Origin of the sequence: Alistipes sp. AF48-12 (genome assembly GCF_003477565.1) — a bacterium.
GTDB classification, from domain to species: domain Bacteria; phylum Bacteroidota; class Bacteroidia; order Bacteroidales; family Rikenellaceae; genus Alistipes_A; species Alistipes_A hominis.
Genome location: NZ_QUDJ01000005.1, coordinates 1 through 22706, shown reverse-complemented (window position 1 = coordinate 22706; position 22706 = coordinate 1). Strand labels below are relative to the sequence as shown.

The window sequence follows — 22706 nt, the reverse complement described above, 5'->3', positions numbered from 1 at the left end:
ATAATATGTTCATTCTATTTTGCAGCATTGTAAATTTTCAAAAGAGGCGCGAATGTACAGAATAATTCTGCAATATTCCAAATGTTTTTTATTGAACTCTTCAAATCGCCCTATAAAATCGCTGTGAGATTTAAGAGGATGTTCAGGGAATATTTATCAAATTGTATGAGGAACAGAATTTTGTCCCTTGTATCCGTTCAGAGAACAAACGGGGGACAAAATTAGGAAAATTTGATCAATACTTTATTATTCATGCATATTTAAAGTATTGATTATCAATATTATCAAAGTTTGATTGCTTCTTCTTTCACTTTCTATCGTCCGCTGTGTAATATATTTATAATCAATTTGTTGCGTGATGTTATTTCCCGATGCAAAACTTAGAAAAAATCGAACCGAGGATATCGTCCGTCGTTATTTCACCGGTAATCAAGCCTATACAATGTAAAACTTCTCTGATGTCTTGCGCCAGCAGGTCTCCGGCGAGTCCGGATTCGATGCCTTCACGAGCTCGTTGCAACGCTTCGCGCGCGCGGAGCAGGATTTCATGGTGCCGGCTGTTGAAAACCACGATCCGGTCGCCGTTTAGGGTCTCGGAATCGACGCTCCGTTTCAAAAAATCGGTCAGCTCGTCCAGGTTGATTTGCCGCTTGGCCGACAGGGGAAGGACAAGATGCGGGATTTTCGACGAGAGTCGTTCCCTTTTCTGCCGTAGCTCTTCGTCCGGCAGACAGTCGCACTTATTCAAAATCAGTGCGATACGCTGCCCCGCCTTGAAAGAGAGCGAAGCGTACTGCGCATAGATATCGTCCACGCTGTCGCGCGCGTCGGTCAGCAACAGAATTACCGACGCCCGGCCGATCCGGTCGAACGTACGTTCGATCCCCAGACTCTCGAGCGGATCGTCCGTACGGCGAATCCCGGCCGTATCGATAAACCGGAACGTCACGCCGTCGATGTTCAGCGTATCCTCGATCACGTCGCGCGTCGTGCCGGCGATATCCGAAACCAACGCTTTTTCTTCGCAAAGCAATGTATTCAGCAGGGTCGACTTCCCGACATTCGGAACCCCGACGATTGCAACGGGCACTCCGTTTTTCAATACGTTGCCGAGCCCGAACGAAGCGATCAGGCGATCCACCCGCTGCCCGACAGACGACAGCACGTCGAGCAACTGCGTGCGATCGGCGAATTCGACATCTTCCTCGCCGAAATCAAGTTCGAGTTCGACCAGCGACACCAGTTCGAGCAACCGGCCGCGCAATTGCCCGAACTCGTCCGAATAACCGCCGCGCATCTGCTCGTAAGCCAGCGCATGGGCTGCCCGGTTGTCGGCCGCGATCATATCGGCCACCGCCTCGGCCTGCGAAAGGTCCATTTTACCGGCCAGGAATGCCCGCAGCGTAAATTCGCCGGGTTGGGCCGTCCGTACTCCGGACTCGACCAGCAACCGCATGACTTCGCGCTGAATATACGCCGACGCATGGCACGAAACTTCGATCATATCCTCGCCGGTATAGGAGTGCGGCGCGCGGAATACCGAAACCAGCACTTCGTCGACAACCGTTTCGCCGTCGCGGATCGTCCCGTAAAGGATCGTAAACCCCCGGGCATCGGCCAGCCGCCGGCCGCGTACCCCGCGGAAGATCCGGTCGCCGGCGGCAATGGCTCCGCCGCCGCTGACGCGGATCAGCGTAACGGCTCCCCCAACCCCGGAGGCAACGGCGGCTATCGTATCGTTCTCGATCATCGTCAGCGAATGATTTTCAGGGTTTGTCCGATTTTCAGATTACTGTTTTTCAATTGATTCCACTTCATCAATTGAGAAACCGTCACCTTATATTTATGCGCGATGGCTCCGAGCGTATCGCCTTTTTTGACCTTATAGGTCAACGGATCGGGGCCGGAATAACCGTCTCCGTTCGAACCGCCCTGTTGCGATGAAGCGGCGGACGCTGTCAGTCGTCCGTCCGAAACGGTATCGGCCGGCAACGTGTCGGCCTGCGCAAGACGCGCCTGCTCGCACTCGATAAAACGACAGACCTCCTGCTGCGGCAGCACCAGCGGATAACTTTTCACGGTAGCCGGAATGACATCCTGCTTATACTGCGGATTCAGCAACTTCACCAATTCGGACGGCAAGTTCAATTTTTCCGAAACGCGGTTCAAGTCGATCCGGCGGCTGACCATCACCGTATCGGTTGCCAACGGCAGCGGCGAAGCGAACGGGACGACCCCGTAATCGGAATGATAATAGTACAGATAGACGAGCGCTACGAACGCGGGAACATAGTCGCGAGTCGCTTTCGGCAGGAAAGGATAAATGTCCCAGTAAGTCGAAGCGTTGGCCCCGGCCCGCTGCAACGCCTTATTCACATTGCCGGGGCCGTAATTATAGGAAGCCATCACGAGCGTCCAGTCGTGGTAGATATCGTAAAGATCCTTCATATAGCGACAGGCGGCGGCCGTCGCCTGCACCGGATCGCGCCGGGCGTCGACCATCGAAGATATCTCGAGTCCGTACTGCCGACCGGTTTGCAGCATGAACTGCCACAGGCCGACCGCTCCGCTCGGCGACGTGGCCGTCGGATTCAGCGCCGATTCGATCACCGCAACGAATTTCAGCTCCAGCGGCAGGCCGTTTTTGGCCAGTTCGTGCTCGATCATCGGGAAGTAGTACTTTCCGTAGCTGAGCATCCGGCGGGTCACCGATTTATGGGTCGTTGCGTAAGCCACAATATGCTTCTTAACGATGTCGTTATAAGGCAGGTAGATCGGCGAAACCATGTTTTTGAGCCGCGTCCGGCAAACGTTGTCGGTAACGGTCGACACCGCGGGCAGGTAGCGCGTGGTATCGAGTTCGATGTAGTCCCGCAGGTAGTCCCCGAACGTCTCGTTGATATTGTCCGTCCGCCAACTTGCGACGACCGAGTCGTAAACGGTCGGAGAACCGACGATGTTGAGCTGCTCCCTGGGATCCGCCTGGGTCTTGGCGAACAACGGGAGGAGCGTCAGGATCAGTAAGGCGGTCAGGGATTTCGGCATCAGAAACGAAGTTTAAAGGAGAGTCCGTAACCGTTCGAATTGCCGGTTCGCATCGTATAGAAATTCGTCACCGTCGGTTCGAGCGTCATCGACAGGTCGTCGCTGACGTCGTAATCCTTCATGTGGGCATCCACGTGAGCGTCGATGATGTTCAACAGGTAAAGTCCGGCGGTGATGATGATGCAAAGGTCGCGGTTGCGGCGGTAATTGTTTTTCAGCTTACGCAGGTAGTCGGCCGTATAACGACCGTTGAACTCGTCGGGTTTGCCGGCGGCAACCTGATCGTAGGCAAGCTTGAAACGCTCGTACCCGCGGTTGTTGAAATTGATCACGTAGCCCATCGTGGCGATACCGCCGAGGATGATCGGCATCTTCCAATAACTTTTATTGTAGATCTGGCCGGCGCCAGGACAAATCGTCGACAGCGTAGTCGCCTTTTTGACGCTATTGACCGGCCCTTTGTAGCAGATAGCCGCATCGCCGATAAAATAGAGATACGAACCGATAGCTCCGACGAACAGCAGCGTCCGCGCCGTATTGTGCCGGATCATCTGCGACTGGATCGGATCGGTCTCTTCCTGCGTGGCGTTCTCGCGCTTCATCGCATCGTACTGGCGTTTGAGACCCCTGTATTTGCTGTTTTGCTGGAAGGCGAAATAGGCCGTCGTAGCGACCGTTCCGTACAGAATCGGAATTTTCCACGCCTGTTTGTTATAAAGCTGCCCGAACCCGGGTGCGATCGCCGAAATGGCGCAGACTCGCGAAATCGGCATGGTATCGCGGAACAGCCTGCTGTAACGCACCGTCACGGTATCCCGGGCCTCGCGCTCCAGCCGGCGACGTTCGCGGGCCGTAGTCGTGGTATCGATTTCGACGGGCGACGCCTCCCGCACGATCGAATCCCGCGCGACCGCGCTGCTGTCGGCTGCGGCCGGAGTCAACGACGTGCGGACGCCCCCCTCCACCTTGTACCGGACGCCCGGCTCCTGGGCCGAAACTCCGGACTGGGATACGATCAGCACCGTAGAAAGAACGATTGTCGCAACGCCCTTCCGCGTAAAATTTCCGAAAACGGCTATGTTACTTCTTAAATTCATTGAATTTGCCGATAAACGCCTCGATATCCGCATCCGATTCAAAACCGATAACGATCTTTCCCCCGCCTTTATTATTCTTTTTGATGCTGATTTCCTGCGTAAAAAACTTCTCCAGGTAATCGACCAGCCGGACGTAGCTCTCGGGGAACTCCTCGTCCGCATCGTCCCGGACGGGTTTTTCCTGCCGGATCTTCTGCACCTGCTCCTCGGCCTGACGCACCGACAACCCTTTCTTTACGATCTTTTTGAGCAGTGCGATCTGTTGTTGCGGGTCGTCGAGCCCGGCCAGCGCACGGGCATGTCCCATCGAGATCAGTTCTTCGCGCAGAGCCAACTGCACCTCGACCGGAAGTTTCAGCAACCGCATGTAATTGGCTACCGTCGAGCGTTTTTTACCGACGCGTTCCGCCAGCGAATCCTGCGTCAGCCGGCATTCGTCCACCAACCGTTGCAGGCTCAGCGCCACCTCGATCGCGTTCAAATCCTGACGCTGGATATTTTCCACGATGGCCATCTCCAGCAACGCCTGGTCGTCCACCTCGCGGATGTAGGCCGGAATCGTCGCCTGGTCGGCCAGTTGCGACGCCCTCCAGCGGCGTTCTCCGCTGACAATCATATATCTCCCGTCTGCTTCCTTCTTGACCGTAATGGGCTGTATCACGCCCAGCGTCCGGATCGAATCGGCCAACTCGTCGAGCGCCTGCTCGTTGAAACGGGTGCGCGGCTGCTTCGGGTTCGGGACGATCCGTCCGATTTCGATCTCCTCGAACGCCGTTCCCTTCGTTTTCTCGGGCAGCGCCGAACCCTCTATTTCAAAAATTGCGCCCAAGCCCCGGCCCAGGCCCTTGTTTTTCGGATTCATCGTATATCGCTTAACTCTTGTTTTTCTTAATAAACTCCTTGGCGAGGTTCAGGTAATTGATACTGCCGGTCGACGAAGCGTCGTACAACAGCGCCGGCTTGCCGAAACTGGGCGCTTCGCTGAGCCGGATGTTGCGCTGGATGATCGTCCGGAAAGCCAGGTCGCCGAAATGCTCCCGCACTTCGCCGGCCACTTGGTTGGCCAGCCGCAGCCGCGAGTCGTACATCGTCAGCAGAAACCCTTCGATCTCCAGTCCCGGATTCAGCTTCGTTTTGGTCATCTTAATTGTATTCAGCAGTTTACCGAGCCCTTCCAGCGCGAAATACTCGCACTGTACGGGAATCAGCACGCTGTCCGAAGCGACCAGCGCGTTCAGCGTCACCAGCCCGAGCGACGGCGAACAGTCGATCAGGATAAAGTCGTACTGCGGTTTGAGCGGTTCCAGGATCGCCTTCAGCCTCCGCTGCCCGTCTTCGATCTCCAGCAGCTCGGTTTCGGCCCCGACCAGGTTGATGCTCGACGGCAGAACGTCCAGCTTCTTGACGTCCGGACATTTCAGGATGATCTCCGCCGGCTGCGCCTGTCCGGTGATGCAGTCGTAAATCCCCTTCCCGTTGATGTCGAGCCCCAGCCCCGAAGTCGCATTGGCCTGCGGATCGGCGTCTACGAGCAACACCTTTTTGCCCAGCACCGCCATGCTGGCCGCCAGATTGATGGCCGTGGTCGTCTTTCCTACCCCGCCCTTCTGATTGGCCAACGCCACGATTTTGCCCATATTTCTTTTGGTTTTAATAATTGTACATCCGCAACGGACGCCTTGCCGTGCGTCCGGAGCCGCATCCGGCCCCAAATCCGGTGCAAGATAGGCAAAATTTATCAAAATCGAGGCAACATCCGCCCGACCGGCGAACTTTTCGGACTGCCGGCCGACGACGGTCGCGGCGCCGGCATATCCTGCGGTACGACGGGTCGGACAACAGGAAACGGCGCGGGGAATAGGGATTTATAAATTTATGTTTTATCTTTGAAGCTGATTTGAACGGCCGCCCGGACACGGACGGCGGATGCCCGCAGGCCCGGAACCGGAGCCGGAGCATCGAAAAACTCACGGAATGGTTATGGTTGACTTAAGTAAAAGAAGTTTGTTGACGCTCCTCGACTTCACGCCGGGGGAGATCGGTTATCTGCTGGATCTGGCCGCACGGCTGAAAGCGGACAAGTACATCGGGAAAGAGAAAAAAACGCTCCAGGGCAAAAATATCGTGCTGCTGTTCGAGAAAGACTCTACGCGGACGCGCTGTTCGTTCGAAGTGGCGGCCTACGATCAGGGCGCACGGGTCACCTATCTGGGCCCCACCGGTTCGCAGATGGGTAAAAAAGAGTCGCTGAAAGACACGGCCCGCGTGCTGGGGCGCATCTACGACGGAATCGAATACCGCGGATACGGGCAGCACATCGTGCACACTCTGTCCGAATACTCGGGCGTTCCGGTATGGAACGGCCTGACCAATGAATTTCACCCGACGCAGGCGTTGGCCGACATGCTGACGATGCGCGAACATTCGCAGAAGCCGCTGTCCGAAATGAAACTGTGCTTTCTGGGCGACGCGCACAACAACGTGGCCAATTCGCTGATGATCGCGTCGGCGAAAATGGGTATGGATTTCAGAGCCATCTCCCCGGCGCAGTGCGCCCCGGACCCGGCGCTGGTGAAAACCTGCCGCGAACTGGCGCAAGCCTCGGGCGCCCGGATTACCGTGACGGACCGCATCGACGGCGTACGCGACTGCGACTTTGTCTACACGGACGTATGGGTGTCGATGGGCGAACCGGACGACATCTGGCGCGACCGCATCGAATTGCTGAGCCCGTACCAAGTCAACCGCGCCGTGATGGACGCCACGCAGAATCCGGAAGCGAAGTTCCTGCACTGCCTGCCCGCGTTCCACAACATGGAAACCACGGTCGGCAAGGATATTTTCGGCAAATTCGGCATCTCGGAAATGGAAGTGACCGAAGAGGTGTTCGAGTCCGACGCATCGGTCGTGTTCGACCAGGCCGAAAACCGCCTGCACACGATCAAAGCGGTCATGGTAGCCACGCTGGGCGACCAGGTTTATTAACCGGTCGGCCGGATGACAGAACGACCTATGAAGACCAATCCGCAGAAAGGGGCTTACCCGACCTGGAGCGACCTGCTCGCCATTCTGGGCATCTACCTCGTAGCGATGCTGGCGTTCAACCTGGGAGGCGGGTTGCTGCTCCGGTTCGGAATCGCGTCGCAGGGGCCGGTCGTAGCGCTCGTCTACGCGCTGACATTCCTCAGCACGATCTGCTATGCGCTGTTCGCCAAGCGGCTGCGCGTAGGGCCGGACGTAAAACTGCTCCGGTTCGGATTCCGGAAAACGGACCCGGCGCTGGTGCTATGGGGAGTGATTACCGTCCTCGCCACGACGCTGGTCATCGAACCGTTGCTGGAGCTCTTCCCAAGCCGGTGGCTCGAATGGCTCGGCGACCAGATGAAACTGGGCGGATGGATGATGCTTACGACCGTCGTCGTCGCGCCGATCCTCGAGGAGATCCTGTTCCGGGGCATCCTCCAGGAGTCGTTGACCCGCAAATACGGCCCCTGGCGCGGCATCCTGATCGCGTCGGCCATATTCGGCATCGTGCACGGCATCCCGCAGCAGGCCCTGAACGCCTTTTTCGTAGGCGCGATGATCGGATTCATCTACTACAAGACCCAATCGCTGATCCCCTGTATACTGATCCATGCGCTGAACAACGCCGTCTCCTATTTCGTCTGGATGCTCAGCGGCGAAAAGATCGTCTTCACGAAGGAGATGTTCGGGAGCGAACGGAGTTACCATGTGCTGTACGCCGCGGCCTGCGTCGTCCTGCTGCTGGCCGTCGCCGGCATCGTACGCACGCTCCGGCGGAATCGCAACGTGGAGGTTCCGGCGGCGGAAGCGTCCGAAAACGGGAAAGTTTTCGGGAAAAATGACAATATAAGTCCGCAATAACCGTTGTTTACCCGGAATCGTATATCTTTGTATCGCAGCAAACGAATGATGAAATTTGTCCCGAAAATATTATTGGTAGCGGTCTTGCTGACGGCCTACTCCTGCAAGCGTTTTCCGAATCCGTTTGCGGAGCACAACACCATTCTGGCCGAAGTGGAGAACAAAAAACTGTACCTGCACGACGTGAGCCCGATCTTCACGCCGAATATGACCTCCGAGGACAGCCTGAAAATACTGCGTTCCTACGTAGACCAATGGGTCAAAAAACAACTGAAAATCAAAGAAGCCGAGCGGATGCTCGAAGAGAGTCAGAAAGACATCGACCAGATGGTGCAGGAGTACCGCAATTCGCTGCTGACCCACAAGGTCGACCAGTTCTACGTGGACAAGAACATCGACACGCTTTTCACCGATACGCAGATTGCGGACTATTACAACCAGAACAAGGCCGATTTCATCCTAGACAAGACCCTAGTGAAGGCCCGGATCGTACGTATTCCGCGCAGTTACGACAAGAAAAAGACGATCGAAGAGCTGATGCTCACCCCGCGCGAGGAGGGCTATCAGGATCTGCTCGACCTGTGCGTCAAAAACAATTTCGAACTGACCGAACTGAACCAATGGACGGACTTCGCGGTGCTGCGGTCGTTGCTGCCGGTCGACAAGACTCAGGATTACGACTACCTACTCAACACGGCGAAAGTCAATGAGTTCGAAGCGAACGACTTCATATTTTACGTCCGGGTGCTGTCCGTTTGCAGGGCCGGGGAGTATGCGCCGCAGGAAAGCGTGCGGGAGGTCATCAAACGGGTCATTTTCAACAAACGAAAAGAGGAAATCATCCGCGCCCACGAGGACAGCCTGTACCGCGGGGCGCTGGACAACAAGGAAATAGTAGTAAATGTAAATTAAAATACGATGCGTGGATATCAATTGAAGATCGTTCTGGGCGGATTGCTCGCCTGCGCTTTGTGTAACCGGGCTGCGGCGCAGCAGCAGTTTACGGCGGACAAGGTGATCGCCGTGGTCGGGAATTCGATGGTGCTCTATTCCGACCTGGAAAGGCTGACCCAATCGCTGATCGATCAGCAGAAAGAGACGGGTTATACTTCCGGACGGGATCCGCGTTGCGAGGCGCTCGAACACTTGATCGTCCAGAAAGTGCTCTACAACCAGTCCCAGATCGACTCGATCAAGATCTATAACGAACGCATCATCGACCAGAAGGTGCAGGATCGCCTGAACGACGAAACCGAAAAGTTCGGATCGCTGGCCGCGCTCGAAATGTACTACCACAAGCCGATATTCGACATACGGGCGGATATGAAGAGAAGCGCCCAGGAAGACAGCTACGCCTACGAAATGGAGAATACGGTGAAGAACAAAGTCACCGTCACTCCGGGTGAAGTCGAAAAATATTTCAAACGACAGTCCAAGGACAGTATTCCGGTCATCCCGGAACAATACGTATACGCGCAGATCGTCCGTTATCCTTCCGCGGCGGAAAATGCCAAGATGCGGGCGCAGGAACGCCTGCTCGAACTGCGCGAGCGGATCCTGAAAGGGGACAAGTTCGACATGCTGGCGCGTATCTACTCCGAAGACCCGGGATCGGCGTCTCGGGGGGGCGACGTAGGTACGGTTACCAAAGACATGATGGTGGAGCCGTTCGCCAAGGCGATGTCGCAGCTCAAACCGGGACAAGTATCGGGAGTCGTGGAGACCGAATACGGATTCCACCTGATCCAGATGATCGACAAAACGGGTAGCCAGTACCACGTCCGCCACATCCTGATCAAGCCGCAGTACACCCAGAAAGATATGGAAGAACCTTACGACCTGTTGGACAGCGTCAGCAGGGAGATCAAGGCCGGCAACCTGACGTTCGAAAAAGCCGTGGAAAAATATTCGGAAGACCGCTTTTCCGCTAAAAACGGCGGGATCGTATCCAATCTGGAACAACTCGAATTCTACTACCGGGGAATGGTCGACCCGTCGGAAGCTTCGACGAAGTTCTACAAGGAAAACCTGAACCGGGAAGACCTGGAAGCACTGCAAACGCTGACCCCCGGCGAGGTGTCGAAACCTTTCGCCGCCGTCGACACGCACGGAAGCCTGCTGTGCAAGCTGGTCATGCTCAAGGAGGTCATCCCGACCCATTCGGCCAACCTGAACGAAGACTACAAGCAGATCGAGAAACTGACCCTCGCCCAGAAACAGCAGGAAGTTTTCGACAAGTGGCTCGCAAGCAAGATCGAGGGAATGTACATCCGGATCGACAAGGAATTCCACGACTGCGATTTCCAGCACAAAGAACTCCTTAAATAATTCGCTGCCGGTGATCCGAAGAAGTCGCATAGCCGCCGTGTTCGCGGTGCTGCTGCTGGCCTGCATAGCAGGCGTACGGGGGCAGGAAGTCACGACCGTGGACTTCCGGGCCGACGTGATGTCCAGCATCAAGATAGCCGACTCCACGGCGCTGTGCCTGGTCGGGCACGTCGTCTTTTTCCACAACGGGGCCGTCATTACCTGCGACAGCGCAATCCGGTACAGCGACCGCATGATGGACTGTTACCGCAACGTGGTCGTCAACAAGGACAGCACGTTCATCTACGGCGACAAGGCCGACTACAACGGGCTGCTGAACGAAGCGCGCATCTATTCCCCGCTGATCAAAATGGTGGACAAGGACGCTACGCTGTACACCTATAATTTTACGTTCAACACGCTGACCAACATCGGACGCTATTACGGCGGGGGAACCATGTCGCAGAAAGACAACCTAATGGAGTCCGACGAAGGGTATTACTACGCCGACAACCGCGAGCTGATCGGCGTACGGAACGTCGAAATGCAAAACCCGCAATATACGATCAGCTCCGATTCGGTAACGTATAACATGGACACCGAAATCGCGACTTTCGATACGCCGTCCTACATCTGGAACGACCAGGACGAATTTCTCACGGCCCGCCGGGGCAGCTACAATGCCAAGGAAGACCTTTATACGTTCACCGACAGCTCCTATATCATGACCAAAACCCAGGAACTGTGGGCCGACACAATCGTGTACCGGCAAACCGGACAGGACGCGGTATTGCGAAACAACATCCAGATCGCCGACCAGGAACAAAAAGCCATGGCTTTCGGCGATTACGGCCAATACTGGGGCGATAAAAAACAAGCCCTGCTGACCCGCGACCCATCGGTGCTTAGCTACGAGGAGGGTGAACAACCCGATACCGTTTTCATGCGCTCGGACAGCATCTTCATCTATACGCTGAACCGTTTCCGCAACGACTCTGTTCCGACGCAGAAAACAGCGGATTCGCTGGCAGCGGAAACTCCCGCGCCGTCCCCCGCCGCAGACAGCGCGGCGGTCCGTCCCGCGACGAACGGGCCGGGACGTCCGCCGATTCCGACGCTTCCGGACGGGCAAGCTCCGCCTCCTGCGTCTGCCCCGCTCCGCCCCCGGTTCCGGCCGGAAACGACACGGAAACCCCGGCCGACTCCGCGCAACGGAACATCCCGGGCGAAACGGCCGACTCCCTGGCGCAATCGGAGCCCCCCGTACCGGACTCCGTATCGACGAGCGATTCCGTCCGAAAGGCGAAAAAACGGCCGGTAGACCCCAAAAAGCTCGAAAAAGAGAGACTCCGAAAGGAAAAGGAAGAAGCACGCACCGCAAAAATCAAAGCGAAGATCAAAGCCTCGCGAGAAAAAGCAGCGGCGATCGCCCGGGCCCAGCAGGAACAGGAATGGGCGCGGCAGCGCAAAGAGCTGGCCCGTCGGTTCCTCAAAGGCAAAGCCACCTCGGAAGATACGCTGGCCCTGCTGAAACTGGATTCGCTGCAACAGGTTTTCGCAGCGGACACGCTGGCGGCCTCCCCGGATTCGACCGTGCAGAAAACGCCGTCCCCCGCCCCTGCCGCGGACTCGGCGACGGTAAAAGCGGCCGCCGATTCGGCGGCAATCGTCGATCCGGCGGATTCGCTGGTAAGGATCGTCCGCGGATATTACAACGTGCGCATCTACCGCTCGGATTTCCAGGCCGTGTGCGACTCGATCGTGGGGTTCTCGATCGACTCGACGATCCACATGTACACCAATCCGGTGCTGTGGAACGGGGAAAACCAAATCACGGCCCAGACGGTCGATATCTTCACGAAAAACCAAACCATCGAAAAAGCGGTGTTCAAAGGGGAACCGCTGATGTGCTCGAGGGTCGATTCGACGCATTTCAACCAGGTGAAAGGCAAAGTGATCGAAACCTATTTCAACAATGGGGAGATCTTCAAAACCGATGTGAACGGAAACGGCCAAACCTACTACTACATGGAGGACGGAGACAGTACCGACCGGTACATCAGCGGATTCTTGGTCGCGGAATGCGCCGACATCACGTTCCGATTCACCGAGCGGCAGGTCAGCGAGATCGTCTACCGAGGCAACCCGTCCTATTCGATCTACCCGATGGATAAAATTCCGGAAACGCAGTCGCAGTTGATGAAAGGATTCAAATGGGAAATCGAGCGCAAGCCGACCAAAGAGCAGGTCTTCACCCGAACGATCCGTCCGTCGCAGCGCGCCCGTTACGAAACGTTGAGCAAACCGACCTATCCGATCACGGGACGCATCGACAAACAGCGTACGGAACTTCCGAAATCGGGTTGGATTGACCGGACGGACCGTTACCTGAGCCAGGAGGCTCTGGAATTCGTCCGCTCGCTGGGGAATTGATCTTTCGGACACGAAACGACATACGGACTCATATTTTAACCGCATATATTTTTTAACCTAAATCTGACTCGATGAGAAAAATCGTACACCTGTTGCAATCCGTAGTACTTCTCGGGGTGACCGCCGCATCGGTGCATGCCCAGCCGGTAGCCTTCGCCGCAGAACGGGAAAACTGGCTGCGCAAAGCCGCCGACAACATGCCGAAACTAACCGAAACCGTCAAAAAACCGCAATGCCTCGTCCGCAGCGAAAAGGATCCGGATGCCTTCCAGGGCTGGAAGATGGTCGAGACCGACGGCATGGAAACGCTGTACAACCAATCGTTCAAGGCGCTGAAAGAGGTGACCGTCGATTTCGGGGAACATCTTACCGGCTACTTCTCGTTCACGATCGGCAAACTGAACACCGACGCCGACGCTCCGTTGCGGTTCCGCCTGACGTTCGCCGAGGTGCCCGCCGAACTGAATACCCCATTCGATCCCTATCCGGGCGGTCTGAGCCGCGCATGGCTGCAAGACGAAGTGGTCACCGTGATGCGCGCGCCGGCGACGGTCACGCTGCCCCGCCGTATGGCCTTCCGTTATGTAAAGATCGAGATGCTGGCCCATTCGTCGTTCGATTTCGCCATTACCGACATGCAGTTTACCGCCGTAACGTCGGCGAGCGGCACGCCCGAAGAACTGGCTCCGACCACGGATCCCATAATCGCCCAAATCAACCGGATGGGCCTGATCACGCTGAAAGAGTGTATGCAGACCGTCTACGAAGACGGCCCGAAACGCGACCAACGGCTGTGGATCGGCGACTTGTACCTCGAATCCCTCGCCAATACCTACTCGTTCAAGAACCATGAACTTACCCGGCGCTGCCTCTACCTGCTCGCCGCGCTGGCCGACGAAGACGGCTGGTTGCATGCGACGGTGTTCGAATACCCCGACCCGCACCCGCAAACCGGGCAACACTGCATGGATTACAGTCTGCTCTACGGAGTGACCCTGTACGAATACCTGAAGGCCACCGGCGACCGCGAAACCGCCGAAGATCTATGGCCGGTGGTGGTGCGCCAGATCGAATTCGCCCGCACCTACCTCAAAGACGACATCTACGACATGGACAAGAAACCGCAATGGTGGCTTGTTTTCGACTGGAAAGAAGACCTGAACCGCCACGCGCCGATGCAGGGGCTGATGACTTTCGCCATCGACCGGAGCTACGAACTCGCTCGGATGCTCGGACGCGAACAGGAAGTGGCCGAATGGCCCGGAGTTGTCAAAGCCATGCGGAAGGCTTCGCGGAAAAACTTCTACGATTCGAAAAACGGAGTCGTCGTATCCGGCCCGGACAGGCAGGTTTCCTACCTATCGCAGGTATGGATGATTCTTTCGGGCACGCTGTCCCAAAAAGAGAGCGTCCGGGCGCTCGAAGCCGCATTTGCCGATCCGGCAAGCTGCTATCCGGGCTCTCCCTACGCCTACCACTATCTGATCGAAGCAATGCTGCACTGCGGCATGAACCGGCAGGCAAAAGAACTGCTGGTCGATTACTGGGGCAGTATGATCCGCAAGGGAGCCGACACTTTCTGGGAAGTGTACGATCCGAAGGACGACTTTAAATCCCCCTATAATTTCTACCCGATCAACAGCTACTGCCATGCCTGGAGCTGTACACCGGTCTATTTTATCAACAAGTACAAAGAAATTTTCCAGCAATAACAACCGGCGGACGGCGTTCCACAATTCGCCGCCCGTCGATCGGACCCGGTTCCCGTAACCGATCCCGATCCTATCCGGAACGTTTTCTGAGGATCAGAAACGTTCCGGATTTTTTTATTTCACTCGAACGGAAGACCGCCTCGACCGACACCAATATTCCCGATACGCCACGCCCGCGGTCGTAATAGCAAAAAGCGAAGATATTTTTACCAAAACTGTTTGCAGAATAAATTATTTGGTATATATTTGCACTCGCAAAAGAGAAACATCGGGTTCGATTAAAAAACTTCAACCGCTCTCTTTTGGAAACATATTCCTCAATAGCTCAGTTGGTTAGAGCACCTGACTGTTAATCAGGGGGTCCTAGGTTCAAGTCCTAGTTGAGGAGCCAGAAAATCAAGAGGTTACGATTTTCATCGTAACCTCTTTTCTTTTGTGTACATACAATTTGCATACAAATATATTCAAAGTCACAATCTGAATATTAACAAAAAAAATCAGAATTTATCACTTACCAAGATAATTAGCCTTTTGTATATGATCTAATAAATTAGTTTTATTAAATTTGTACATATTTTATCGAAAATACATTACAGATTATTATATAAATAGATGAAAGCAAAATTTAAAACATTACTCCAAAGTATTGTTGTTACATCCATAGCCACTTTAGTTCAAACACATGGACTAAAAGCTGTACCTAATTATCATTTATCAGATGATGCGGCAGAGGATGACAACCTTACACTATCCAAATCGTCGAATAAACTGAACGTCAAAATGCTGTTGCATTTGAATAGTGACGATACGTATCTACTGGCCGCTCATCGAAGCCACAGTTCACATCGAAGTCACAGTTCGCATAGTTCACATAGTTCTGGTTCTTCGCATTACTCTCATACTTCACATTCATCGCATTCTTCAGCGTCATCCCATTACTCATCAACTACGACAACAGTCAAAACTTATTCTCTCGGACAACGGACGATCAGCAGTGGCGTTAGCGGCGAGGATGTCGAAGATTTAGCAAAACTTTTGGTAAAATATCGTTATCTGGATGAGTCTTCTGTACAAAAAGATTATTTGGGAGATGTTTGCTGCGACATTCATATTACCAAAGCAATTAAAGCGTTTCAAGAAGACGCCAAATTAAAAACAGACGGTATAGCGGGATCAGTAACTATATCCAAGTTACAACATTGGTCTCCAGAATTAGGAGATCGGGTCTTGAAAAAAGGTATGTATGGTTCTGATGTCGCTGAATTGATAAAGGTACTTATTGCTCAAGATCTATTATCTGATTCAGAGATCGAAGACGAACAGCTATTTGATGAACACGTAGAAAAAGCGGTAAAGTCGTTTCAAAAAGATCATAATATCACAGCTACTGGTATAGTAGACAATAAAACATTGTCTATCTTAATAAAACTGTAATGTACGATATCAAACTCAGGGATGACAATCAGATCATTTTATATGTAGATACAAAGATATACAATGACAACGTTATATCTAAAGTATTATATTGGTTGTCAGAAGACTATATTATAAGCAGAAAATATATTGCAGGCTCAGTAAATCAAAAAATCTGTTTCAATAAAATTAACGGAATTATTTCCGAAGAGGAATTTTGTCGTGTTAAAAAACGTCTCAACCACGATTTCATTGACTTCAAGACTCGGCAGATTATAGATGAAGAAACAAAAGATTTACGTAATATTTTATTTGTAAAAGCCTTTGCAAACCGGGACGATTTTATAGAATTCGACTTCTCCGACAAACAATAACCAATGTATTATCTGCTTCCGTTCAAATTTAACATATTCAACGGCAAAGAACTGTTGATTAATGACCTAGGGGATTACATGATCGTCCCACGCGGAACGGTACAGCGTATCGCAAATAAAAATATCGAAAAAGACGAGGAACTGTATAAAAACTTAACAGCTTCGTTTTTTATTAGCGAGACGCCTGTTCCGGAACTATTAGATGTAATGTCTGTCCGACTGGCAACCCGGAAAGCTTTTTTAGATCACTTTACCTCATTGCATATTTTCGTTCTGACACTCCGATGCAACCAAAATTGCATCTATTGTCAGGCATCAAGTAGGGAAAAAGAATTGCACGGATACGATATGTCGATAGATTCTTTGAAAAAGGCTGTCGATTTAATGTTCTGTTCTCCATCGCCTTGTCTGACAATGGAATTTCAGGGAGGAGAACCTACTTTAGTTCCCCAGTTAATACGTTTCGCTATTGAATATGCAGAATCAAAAAATGAGAACGCAAACAAAGAAATCAATTATGTCATTTGTACCAATAGCGTTAATCTGACTGACGAAATACTGGATATTTGTGAAAAATATAAAGTTTTGATTTCAACCTCTTTGGACGGCCCGTTATTTTTGCACAACCATAACCGGGGGAAACAGGACAGTTATCAGAAAGTAATTGCAGGGATAACGAAAGCAAAAGAACGTCTTGGGCAACATCGAGTTTCGGCCTTGATGACAACATCCGAAGACTCGTTGAACTATCCCCAAGAGATTATCGACAGCTATCGGGAAAATCAATTTCACAGTATTTTTATACGCGCATTGAATCCTTATGGACTGGCACGAGAAAATAAAGACTGGGGTCTGTATTTTGATCGATTTGTTGATTTTTATAAGAAAGCATTGGACTACATTATTGAGATCAATTTGTCAGGAGAAATGTTTATCGAAGAGTTTACAACTTTGATTTTGAGAAAAATTCTCACTCCGTTTCCAATTGGTTTTGTGGATTTGCAGTCTCCTGCAGGAATTATCAATGCCGTTGTCGTATATAATTACGATGGCTACGTATATGCATCGGATGAATCAAGAATGTTAGCCGAGTTCAATGACTACACATTTCAGTTAGGAAAAGTATCGGATGATTATCTTTATTTGTTTTATGGGGAAAAAGTACAAAAAATAGCACAGTTGTGGGCTACTGAAACAATAGCCGGATGTGCGGATTGCGCTTTCCAGTCCATTTGCGGAGCCGACCCCGTTCGTAATTATTCCACACAGGGAAATATGTATGGTTTCCGACCGACTTCAACATTCTGTAAAAAACATAAAGCAATTATCGAACATATTTTCACTTTATTGACGGAGCAGGAAGAACGAGTCTTACCTATTTTTAAACGCTGGCTTACAGGTACAAGAGGATAAAATGAGAGATACCATCGACATAAACTCCAATGATAATGCATTGTTTGTCACGGCACAATGCAATAATCGCTGTGTTATGTGCTGCCAACCGCCCTTGAGTAAACCTGATCTCGATTTTCTTTTCGATAAAAATATTGCGCTGATCGATTCTGCGCCACCGGAATTAATCAGTATAGGTATCACGGGAGGCGAACCGACACTTTTGGGAGATCGTTTATTAAAACTCATCGGTCATATTCGCTCAAAATTGCCACAAACGGAAATCCATTTGCTAACCAACGGGCGGAAGTTCTCGGACAGAGAATTTACTCGGAGGCTAGCCGATTGCGGAACCGATAAATTATTATTGGGTATTCCAATCCATTCGGATTGTGTCCAAGATCACGATACAATAACACAAATACAAGGTTCGTTCAACGAAACCATGCGCGGACTGTATAATCTGGCTCGGTTCGATTTCGGAATTGAATTACGGGTAGTCCTGACAAAACTAAATTATCAGCGATTACCGTTTCTACCTAATTTCATATACCGAAATCTCCCTTTCGTCCAGTACATATCGTTAATGGGTTTAGAATACACAGGCTATACTATCAAAAATAGGACACAGGTCTGGATTGAGCCAGTCGATTATCAAAAAGAATTGGAATCCGCTGTTATCGGACTATCTCAATGGAAAAAGGATGTATCTATTTTTAATCTACAACACTGTTTATTAAATCAGTCATTATGGTCTTATGCAAAAAGATCGATATCGGATTGGAAAAATATATATGCTCCATGTTGCCATGAATGTGCCGTAAAAGAAATGTGTTGCGGATTATTCGGAACATCCAAATATCAAAGTATCAATATCAAACCAGTTCAAACCATTTAGTCCGCTTCATTATTATATTCTTGTTAAACCAATACCGTGCTTTTTCCAGAGTTTCGGGAAGATACATCGCGCAGCGGTCGCCCGATCCGAGGAACGGGTTTCCGAACCGGTGTAGCCTGTTGAGCGCAAAGACTGACAGGGGCGGATAGGCATGGATGCAAAACAGTCGGATATTGCTCACAGGGCGACGGAACCAACCGCGCGAACGTAAAACCGCATCGGCATAATACAGGAAAATCAGGACCCGGATATCGTATTCGTATCTCTCGATGTAGACCGTTCGGTTTTCGGCATCGAACAGGTATTCCATAAACCCGCAAAGGCGGCAGGCGTATTTCGCCCGGCATGACAGCCGCACGTATTCGTCCATGCTGAGTATCCGGATATTCACGTTCAGCCGCTTTTCGTACAGGGCGATCATATCCGCCATCAAATCGTGGATCGGCTGAAAGCGCGGTTTCGTCAAATCGTCCAGATCGGGATCGCCCTTTACCCGCAGCCGACGCAATATGTCGCCCGGTATCTCCCTGGAACGAATATTGAAATTTTCCCGGACGAACCGGACGAGTATTTCCCGGTTCGTTTTTTCAATCCCCATTGCGCTGTTTGTCATTCATGTAACCGTGTGCGTACTTTCTCATCATCGGGTAGATCGTCAGATAGTTCATAAAATGAAGAATCTGGAACGGCGGGGTTTCGATCCGGCGGTTACGCAGAAAAGCCGTGTAGCGCAGTAGTTTCTGGTAACGGAGAAAATTCAGCATCACGATTTCCGGCGGGGTGCGGTACGATTCTCCCAAAATCTGATGGTAACACCGGTCATGCAACTCGTAGGCGTACAAATAGATCGCGTAGGTAAAAATTTGTCCGGGTTCGGCGGTCTGGTCGGCGAATTTCATCAGTACTCCGACCGGATCGCACTCCAACCACGACACCAACAGCGGATCGGGGATTTCGTGCTGGCTGACGAATACGATGGTATGGTTTTGCAGGAAATCGGCGCTTCGGTTGTAGCGGTCGAGTTCGTGCGGGGATAATAAGAGTTCTTTTTTCATAATGATATTCAATAATAGTAATTTGGTAAATCGTTTACCGGCACAGGTCGCAGACGGCGCCGCAGACCAACCAGAGGGAGAGGATACTACTGCGCGGAACAACGATGTCGGCAAAAGGATTTTCGGCAGGAACGCGCCTGAACTCATTCAGCCCTGCCCGTCCATTTTGCCCGTTCAGCCCGGCGGAATCGGACAAAGTGGCTCCGGGCAAAGCAGAACCCGGCAAAACCGTTAAACGGACGGACTGGTTCGGCGCGGGTTGCAGGATGCGGAACAGGCGGAAGTGTTCGGTTTCAACCAGATGGATATTGCCGTAGAGGATTGCGCCTTTTTGTTGCCGGAGCAGCAGCAATGAATTTCGCAGAAACGGATTCAGCAGATCGTCGGCATAAGGCACGGCGAACTCGGCCCCGTGGGACGATGCCGCCGAGAGGATCAGGCAGTCGTCCGGTTCGCCCCGAAACAGGCGTTCGGGCAATGTGCGGTACACCGGAATCCGGGCGACGGAGCCGGAGACTTCGGACACAGGTTCCCCGCACCCGAACATCAGCCATGCGAGGCTGAAGTCGGGGTATTTCTGGTGGATTCGTTTGGCCACGTTGGGGCTGATGCCGTTATTGCCCCGCCTGATCTGGTAGAGGGTTTCCCCGCACGACAGGCCGATAGCGCGGGCGAAGGCATTGACCGAGAGGCCCGAATGTTCGATCACTTTACACAGCCGTTCCCAGTTTGCGTTGGTCGGTGCTTTCACGGCTCGATATTTTACAGGATTGGAAAATAGCGCCCGCGATTCCGTAGCAAAGAAATAGATCGGTCTTGTGCAGGGAGAAAAAAGAAGGCGCGGTGTCAGCCCCATGTGGTCGGTCTTGCGAACCTTTTTCCGGAAACTGTCCTGCGCCCAAGCTTACCCAAACGTTTGGTCTGGGTATAGCTCGGGTTAGACAACAGTTAAAGCCGGAAAAATAATCCCACCGTAATACGATGGTCGCAAGATTACCACATGGCCTAAAGAGTTGTTTTTACCCTTATACTATGTCCATCGGCTATGCCGAATCGTCGTAGTTCCTTAAAGTTTGCATTGTAATTGCTTTTAGGTTTGTTCCCGGACGACTTATGCCGTCCCTATACAACAAAACCTGTTTTAAGGAACCGTTAAACAAAGATACGAATAAAAATTAATTCAGCGCACCGGGTATGTATTTCTGGAAATTTCTTGCTAATTTTGTGAGTATGAAGAACTCGATCGATTTTCTGCCCGAGCGCAAACAACGCGACCTGCACGAACTCGTCCGCCTGATCCGCGACGAGGTAAAAGATGTCGTAATGGTTATTCTTTACGGCAGTTACGCCAAAAATACCTATGTCGAGTGCGACGAACGCCGCGATTTCGGCGTGAAAACGTTTTACATAAGCGATTACGATTTGTTAGTCGTGACGAAAAGACGATTGGGAGAGAGGGAGTCCACAATCAACACCCGCATCAAAGACCGTTTTTTGTGCGGTAAGGATGCCGAGTTCAATACGCGACCTCAAATCATCAACGAGAGTATCTCTAAACTGAACAACGCAATTTCAGAATGTTGGTATTTCTATGTCGATATTCTCGAACAGGGGGTTATGCTTTATGATTCAGGAGAGTATGAATTGGTTACTCCCCGCGACCTGAATTATTCCGAGATCAAAGAAATGGCGCAGAAATATTTTGATAACAAATTTGGGACAGCAGAAGATTTTTCAATTGCAGCCAGAGCCCTGTATGAAAAAGGACGGTATCAAAGATGCGCCTTTCAACTCCATCAGGCTGCTGAAAGTTATTTGAAAACAATCCGATTGGTTTATAGTCTTTACGGTCATAAGGAACACGATCTCGAATTTTTACTGGGGAAATGTAAACTACATACACTGGAACTGGCAAAAGTTTTTCCACGCGATACGGAAGAAGAAGAACGGTTGTTCGAACTTTTAAAGCGCGCTTACGTTGAGGCCCGCTATAACGATGATTTTATCGTGACGAAATCAGATATTGACGCCCTTACACCCAAAGTCGAACAACTCCGCGATATTACCAAAAAGATTTGCACCGAACGGATCGCCGAGTACGACCGATTGAGCCGCAAATAAAAGACTGCCAAAATAAAGACAAGCCGACCGATTCTATTTCGGTCGGTTGTCTTTTAATTAATCCTGTTGAAACGGTTATCGCTTCTGTGGTTGCTTCTCCGTTGAAGCCTCTGCTTCCTGATACCTACGATTCACTCCGGCATAATCGACCGTTTCAGCCTCTGTCTCGTATTCGCGGGCAATCTGTTTGCTTTTTCGAATCGCCGAATCGCACGGATGAAAGTCATACACATCGTCGAGTAAAAGGATCATCGAGTCGCGCCCGTAATTGTACGCCCGCAAGTAGCGGTATTTCCAACTGTCGCGCCTGTACTGCCAGAAATCGGAAGACAACGTAACCATGACGGCGATGGAAACGACCAATAACGCTTTCCAGAAATGATTCCGGTTGCGTAGCCGCTGATTTCGCAGGACGCTGTTTTCAAAATTCTCGACGGACGTTTTCAACTCGGCGAATCCAGCCAATAATACGCTTTCGATTTTTTTCATGTCGGAACGGACCGCAGCCTCGATCTGTTCGCACAACCTTTCGACGGATTTTGTAGATGCCTTGTCCCGGTTGATGAGCGCAATCTCATTCAAGATCTTTCGATACAGGTCTTCGAGGTTCGTCATGTCGGGCAAGCTGAAATTGAAATTCGGCGAAAGATTGGAAACCGTCCGTACCATTAACTGCATCTGTTGTACATAGAACTCAAAGCCTACTTTCAGGCTTAAAATATCGGCTTTCAAATCCAGATCGACCGTACTGCCGTCGGACGGTGTCGCATTTGCGTCCGGTCGGTTCTTTTTCAGGTCGGTCACGATATTCAGGATTTTATTGACCGTAGCATATAACTCGGTTAATAATTCAGTATTTTCCATTATTAAAATTTCATTTTAAATTGTTGTTTCGGTTTGATTTGCCGCTTACGGTTGTTCTCGGCGATCTGATTGAGAATAGCCTCGGTCGTAGCCGCGATCAGGGCCGTAAT

20 protein-coding genes, 1 tRNA gene and 1 pseudogene are annotated in these 22706 nt (G+C 51.6%); 13 read left to right on the top strand and 9 right to left on the bottom strand.

Annotation, left to right across the window (positions count from 1 at the left end):
* Nucleotides 1-361: 361 nt before the first annotated feature.
* From mnmE to DW082_RS04285, 5 genes and pseudogenes are all read right to left on the bottom strand, one after another.
* Nucleotides 362-1750: a tRNA uridine-5-carboxymethylaminomethyl(34) synthesis GTPase MnmE gene (mnmE, locus tag DW082_RS04305; protein WP_101572900.1), complete on the bottom strand. Its 1389-nt coding sequence runs from the start codon at nt 1748-1750 to the stop codon at nt 362-364.
* Nucleotides 1751-1752: 2 nt separating this feature from the next.
* Nucleotides 1753-3045, bottom strand: coding sequence for a lytic transglycosylase domain-containing protein (locus DW082_RS04300; protein ID WP_118457526.1), 1293 nt, complete (start codon nt 3043-3045; stop codon nt 1753-1755).
* A gap of 62 nt (nt 3046-3107) precedes the next feature.
* Nucleotides 3108-3818: pseudogene (locus DW082_RS15420) on the bottom strand (DUF5683 domain-containing protein); the annotation flags it as partial.
* Nucleotides 3819-4125: 307 nt separating this feature from the next.
* Nucleotides 4126-5004: a ParB/RepB/Spo0J family partition protein gene (locus DW082_RS04290; protein ID WP_055205063.1), complete on the bottom strand. Its 879-nt coding sequence runs from the start codon at nt 5002-5004 to the stop codon at nt 4126-4128.
* Nucleotides 5005-5014: 10 nt separating this feature from the next.
* Nucleotides 5015-5779, bottom strand: coding sequence for a ParA family protein (locus DW082_RS04285; protein WP_055205062.1), 765 nt, complete (start codon nt 5777-5779; stop codon nt 5015-5017).
* A 343-nt stretch (nt 5780-6122) separates the two neighbouring features.
* On the opposite strand from DW082_RS04285, the gene argF reads away from it, so the two are divergent.
* From argF to hxsC, 12 genes are all read left to right on the top strand, one after another.
* Nucleotides 6123-7127: an ornithine carbamoyltransferase gene (argF, locus tag DW082_RS04275; RefSeq protein WP_055205161.1), complete on the top strand. Its 1005-nt coding sequence runs from the start codon at nt 6123-6125 to the stop codon at nt 7125-7127.
* A gap of 12 nt (nt 7128-7139) precedes the next feature.
* Nucleotides 7140-8027 carry a CPBP family intramembrane glutamic endopeptidase gene (locus DW082_RS04270; RefSeq protein WP_101572905.1) on the top strand — a complete coding sequence of 296 codons (888 nt, stop codon included), beginning with the start codon at nt 7140-7142 and terminating at the stop codon, nt 8025-8027.
* 45 nt (nt 8028-8072) lie between these two features.
* Entirely contained in the window at nt 8073-8939 is an 867-nt protein-coding gene (locus DW082_RS04265) for a hypothetical protein (RefSeq protein ID WP_228385793.1), read from the top strand.
* 6 nt (nt 8940-8945) lie between these two features.
* Nucleotides 8946-10355, top strand: coding sequence for a peptidylprolyl isomerase (locus tag DW082_RS04260; protein ID WP_101572907.1), 1410 nt, complete (start codon nt 8946-8948; stop codon nt 10353-10355).
* A gap of 10 nt (nt 10356-10365) precedes the next feature.
* Nucleotides 10366-11655 carry an OstA-like protein gene (locus tag DW082_RS04255; protein WP_147386959.1) on the top strand — a complete coding sequence of 430 codons (1290 nt, stop codon included), beginning with the start codon at nt 10366-10368 and terminating at the stop codon, nt 11653-11655.
* A 272-nt stretch (nt 11656-11927) separates the two neighbouring features.
* A complete protein-coding gene (locus tag DW082_RS04250; protein ID WP_118457521.1) occupies nt 11928-12767 on the top strand; it encodes a hypothetical protein in 840 nt (279 codons plus the stop codon).
* A gap of 71 nt (nt 12768-12838) precedes the next feature.
* Nucleotides 12839-14479 carry a family 78 glycoside hydrolase catalytic domain gene (locus tag DW082_RS04245; RefSeq protein WP_101572909.1) on the top strand — a complete coding sequence of 547 codons (1641 nt, stop codon included), beginning with the start codon at nt 12839-12841 and terminating at the stop codon, nt 14477-14479.
* Nucleotides 14480-14793: 314 nt separating this feature from the next.
* A tRNA-Asn gene (locus tag DW082_RS04240) sits at nt 14794-14870 on the top strand.
* Between the two features lie 221 nt (nt 14871-15091).
* Complete coding sequence (locus DW082_RS04235) at nt 15092-15913, top strand: peptidoglycan-binding protein (protein ID WP_118457519.1); 822 nt, start codon at nt 15092-15094, stop codon at nt 15911-15913.
* The gene (hxsD, locus tag DW082_RS04230; RefSeq protein WP_118457518.1) at nt 15913-16266 is read left to right on the top strand and encodes a His-Xaa-Ser system protein HxsD; all 354 of its coding nucleotides are present in this window, start codon (nt 15913-15915) and stop codon (nt 16264-16266) included. Before DW082_RS04235 ends, hxsD begins: the two co-directional genes overlap by 1 nt.
* Nucleotides 16267-16269: 3 nt before the next feature.
* Nucleotides 16270-17679, top strand: coding sequence for a His-Xaa-Ser system radical SAM maturase HxsB (gene hxsB, locus DW082_RS04225; protein ID WP_118457516.1), 1410 nt, complete (start codon nt 16270-16272; stop codon nt 17677-17679).
* Nucleotide 17680: 1 nt separating this feature from the next.
* The gene (gene hxsC, locus DW082_RS04220; RefSeq protein WP_118457514.1) at nt 17681-18556 is read left to right on the top strand and encodes a His-Xaa-Ser system radical SAM maturase HxsC; all 876 of its coding nucleotides are present in this window, start codon (nt 17681-17683) and stop codon (nt 18554-18556) included.
* Here hxsC and DW082_RS04215 read toward each other — a convergent pair.
* Genes DW082_RS04215 through DW082_RS04205 form a run of 3 tightly spaced genes read right to left on the bottom strand, consistent with a single transcriptional unit; the run spans nt 18534 to nt 20362 of the window.
* Nucleotides 18534-19154: a hypothetical protein gene (locus tag DW082_RS04215; protein ID WP_118457512.1), complete on the bottom strand. Its 621-nt coding sequence runs from the start codon at nt 19152-19154 to the stop codon at nt 18534-18536. The two genes, hxsC and DW082_RS04215, sit on opposite strands and share 23 nt — an antisense overlap.
* A complete protein-coding gene (locus DW082_RS04210; RefSeq protein ID WP_145996565.1) occupies nt 19144-19611 on the bottom strand; it encodes a hypothetical protein in 468 nt (155 codons plus the stop codon). Before DW082_RS04210 ends, DW082_RS04215 begins: the two co-directional genes overlap by 11 nt.
* Before the next feature lie 34 nt (nt 19612-19645).
* Complete coding sequence (locus DW082_RS04205) at nt 19646-20362, bottom strand: helix-turn-helix domain-containing protein (RefSeq protein ID WP_147386958.1); 717 nt, start codon at nt 20360-20362, stop codon at nt 19646-19648.
* Between the two features lie 479 nt (nt 20363-20841).
* Between DW082_RS04205 and DW082_RS04200 the strand changes: the two genes are divergently transcribed.
* Complete coding sequence (locus tag DW082_RS04200) at nt 20842-21732, top strand: HEPN domain-containing protein (protein WP_118457607.1); 891 nt, start codon at nt 20842-20844, stop codon at nt 21730-21732.
* 75 nt (nt 21733-21807) lie between these two features.
* Here DW082_RS04200 and DW082_RS04195 read toward each other — a convergent pair whose 3' ends face one another.
* Entirely contained in the window at nt 21808-22596 is a 789-nt protein-coding gene (locus tag DW082_RS04195) for a hypothetical protein (protein WP_118457508.1), read from the bottom strand.
* Nucleotides 22597-22706: the final 110 nt, after the last annotated feature.

Bases quoted from the DNA above. Each gene is read 5' to 3' on its own strand.
- DW082_RS04300 (WP_118457526.1), bottom strand. From the start codon at position 3,045: ATGCCGAAATCCCTGACCGCCTTACTGATCCTGACGCTCCTCCCGTTG.
- DW082_RS04195 (WP_118457508.1), bottom strand. From the start codon at position 22,596: ATGGAAAATACTGAATTATTAACCGAGTTATATGCTACGGTCAATAAA.
- hxsC (WP_118457514.1), top strand. From the start codon at position 17,681: ATGAGAGATACCATCGACATAAACTCCAATGATAATGCATTGTTTGTC.
- mnmE (WP_101572900.1), bottom strand. From the start codon at position 1,750: ATGATCGAGAACGATACGATAGCCGCCGTTGCCTCCGGGGTTGGGGGA.
- DW082_RS04290 (WP_055205063.1), bottom strand. From the start codon at position 5,004: ATGAATCCGAAAAACAAGGGCCTGGGCCGGGGCTTGGGCGCAATTTTT.
- DW082_RS04260 (WP_101572907.1), top strand. From the start codon at position 8,946: ATGCGTGGATATCAATTGAAGATCGTTCTGGGCGGATTGCTCGCCTGC.
- hxsB (WP_118457516.1), top strand. From the start codon at position 16,270: ATGTATTATCTGCTTCCGTTCAAATTTAACATATTCAACGGCAAAGAA.
- DW082_RS04245 (WP_101572909.1), top strand. From the start codon at position 12,839: ATGAGAAAAATCGTACACCTGTTGCAATCCGTAGTACTTCTCGGGGTG.
- argF (WP_055205161.1), top strand. From the start codon at position 6,123: ATGGTTGACTTAAGTAAAAGAAGTTTGTTGACGCTCCTCGACTTCACG.
- DW082_RS04265 (WP_228385793.1), top strand. From the start codon at position 8,073: ATGATGAAATTTGTCCCGAAAATATTATTGGTAGCGGTCTTGCTGACG.
- DW082_RS04235 (WP_118457519.1), top strand. From the start codon at position 15,092: ATGAAAGCAAAATTTAAAACATTACTCCAAAGTATTGTTGTTACATCC.
- hxsD (WP_118457518.1), top strand. From the start codon at position 15,913: ATGTACGATATCAAACTCAGGGATGACAATCAGATCATTTTATATGTA.
- DW082_RS04270 (WP_101572905.1), top strand. From the start codon at position 7,140: ATGACAGAACGACCTATGAAGACCAATCCGCAGAAAGGGGCTTACCCG.
- DW082_RS04200 (WP_118457607.1), top strand. From the start codon at position 20,842: ATGAAGAACTCGATCGATTTTCTGCCCGAGCGCAAACAACGCGACCTG.
- DW082_RS04210 (WP_145996565.1), bottom strand. From the start codon at position 19,611: ATGAAAAAAGAACTCTTATTATCCCCGCACGAACTCGACCGCTACAAC.
- DW082_RS04285 (WP_055205062.1), bottom strand. From the start codon at position 5,779: ATGGGCAAAATCGTGGCGTTGGCCAATCAGAAGGGCGGGGTAGGAAAG.
- DW082_RS04215 (WP_118457512.1), bottom strand. From the start codon at position 19,154: ATGGGGATTGAAAAAACGAACCGGGAAATACTCGTCCGGTTCGTCCGG.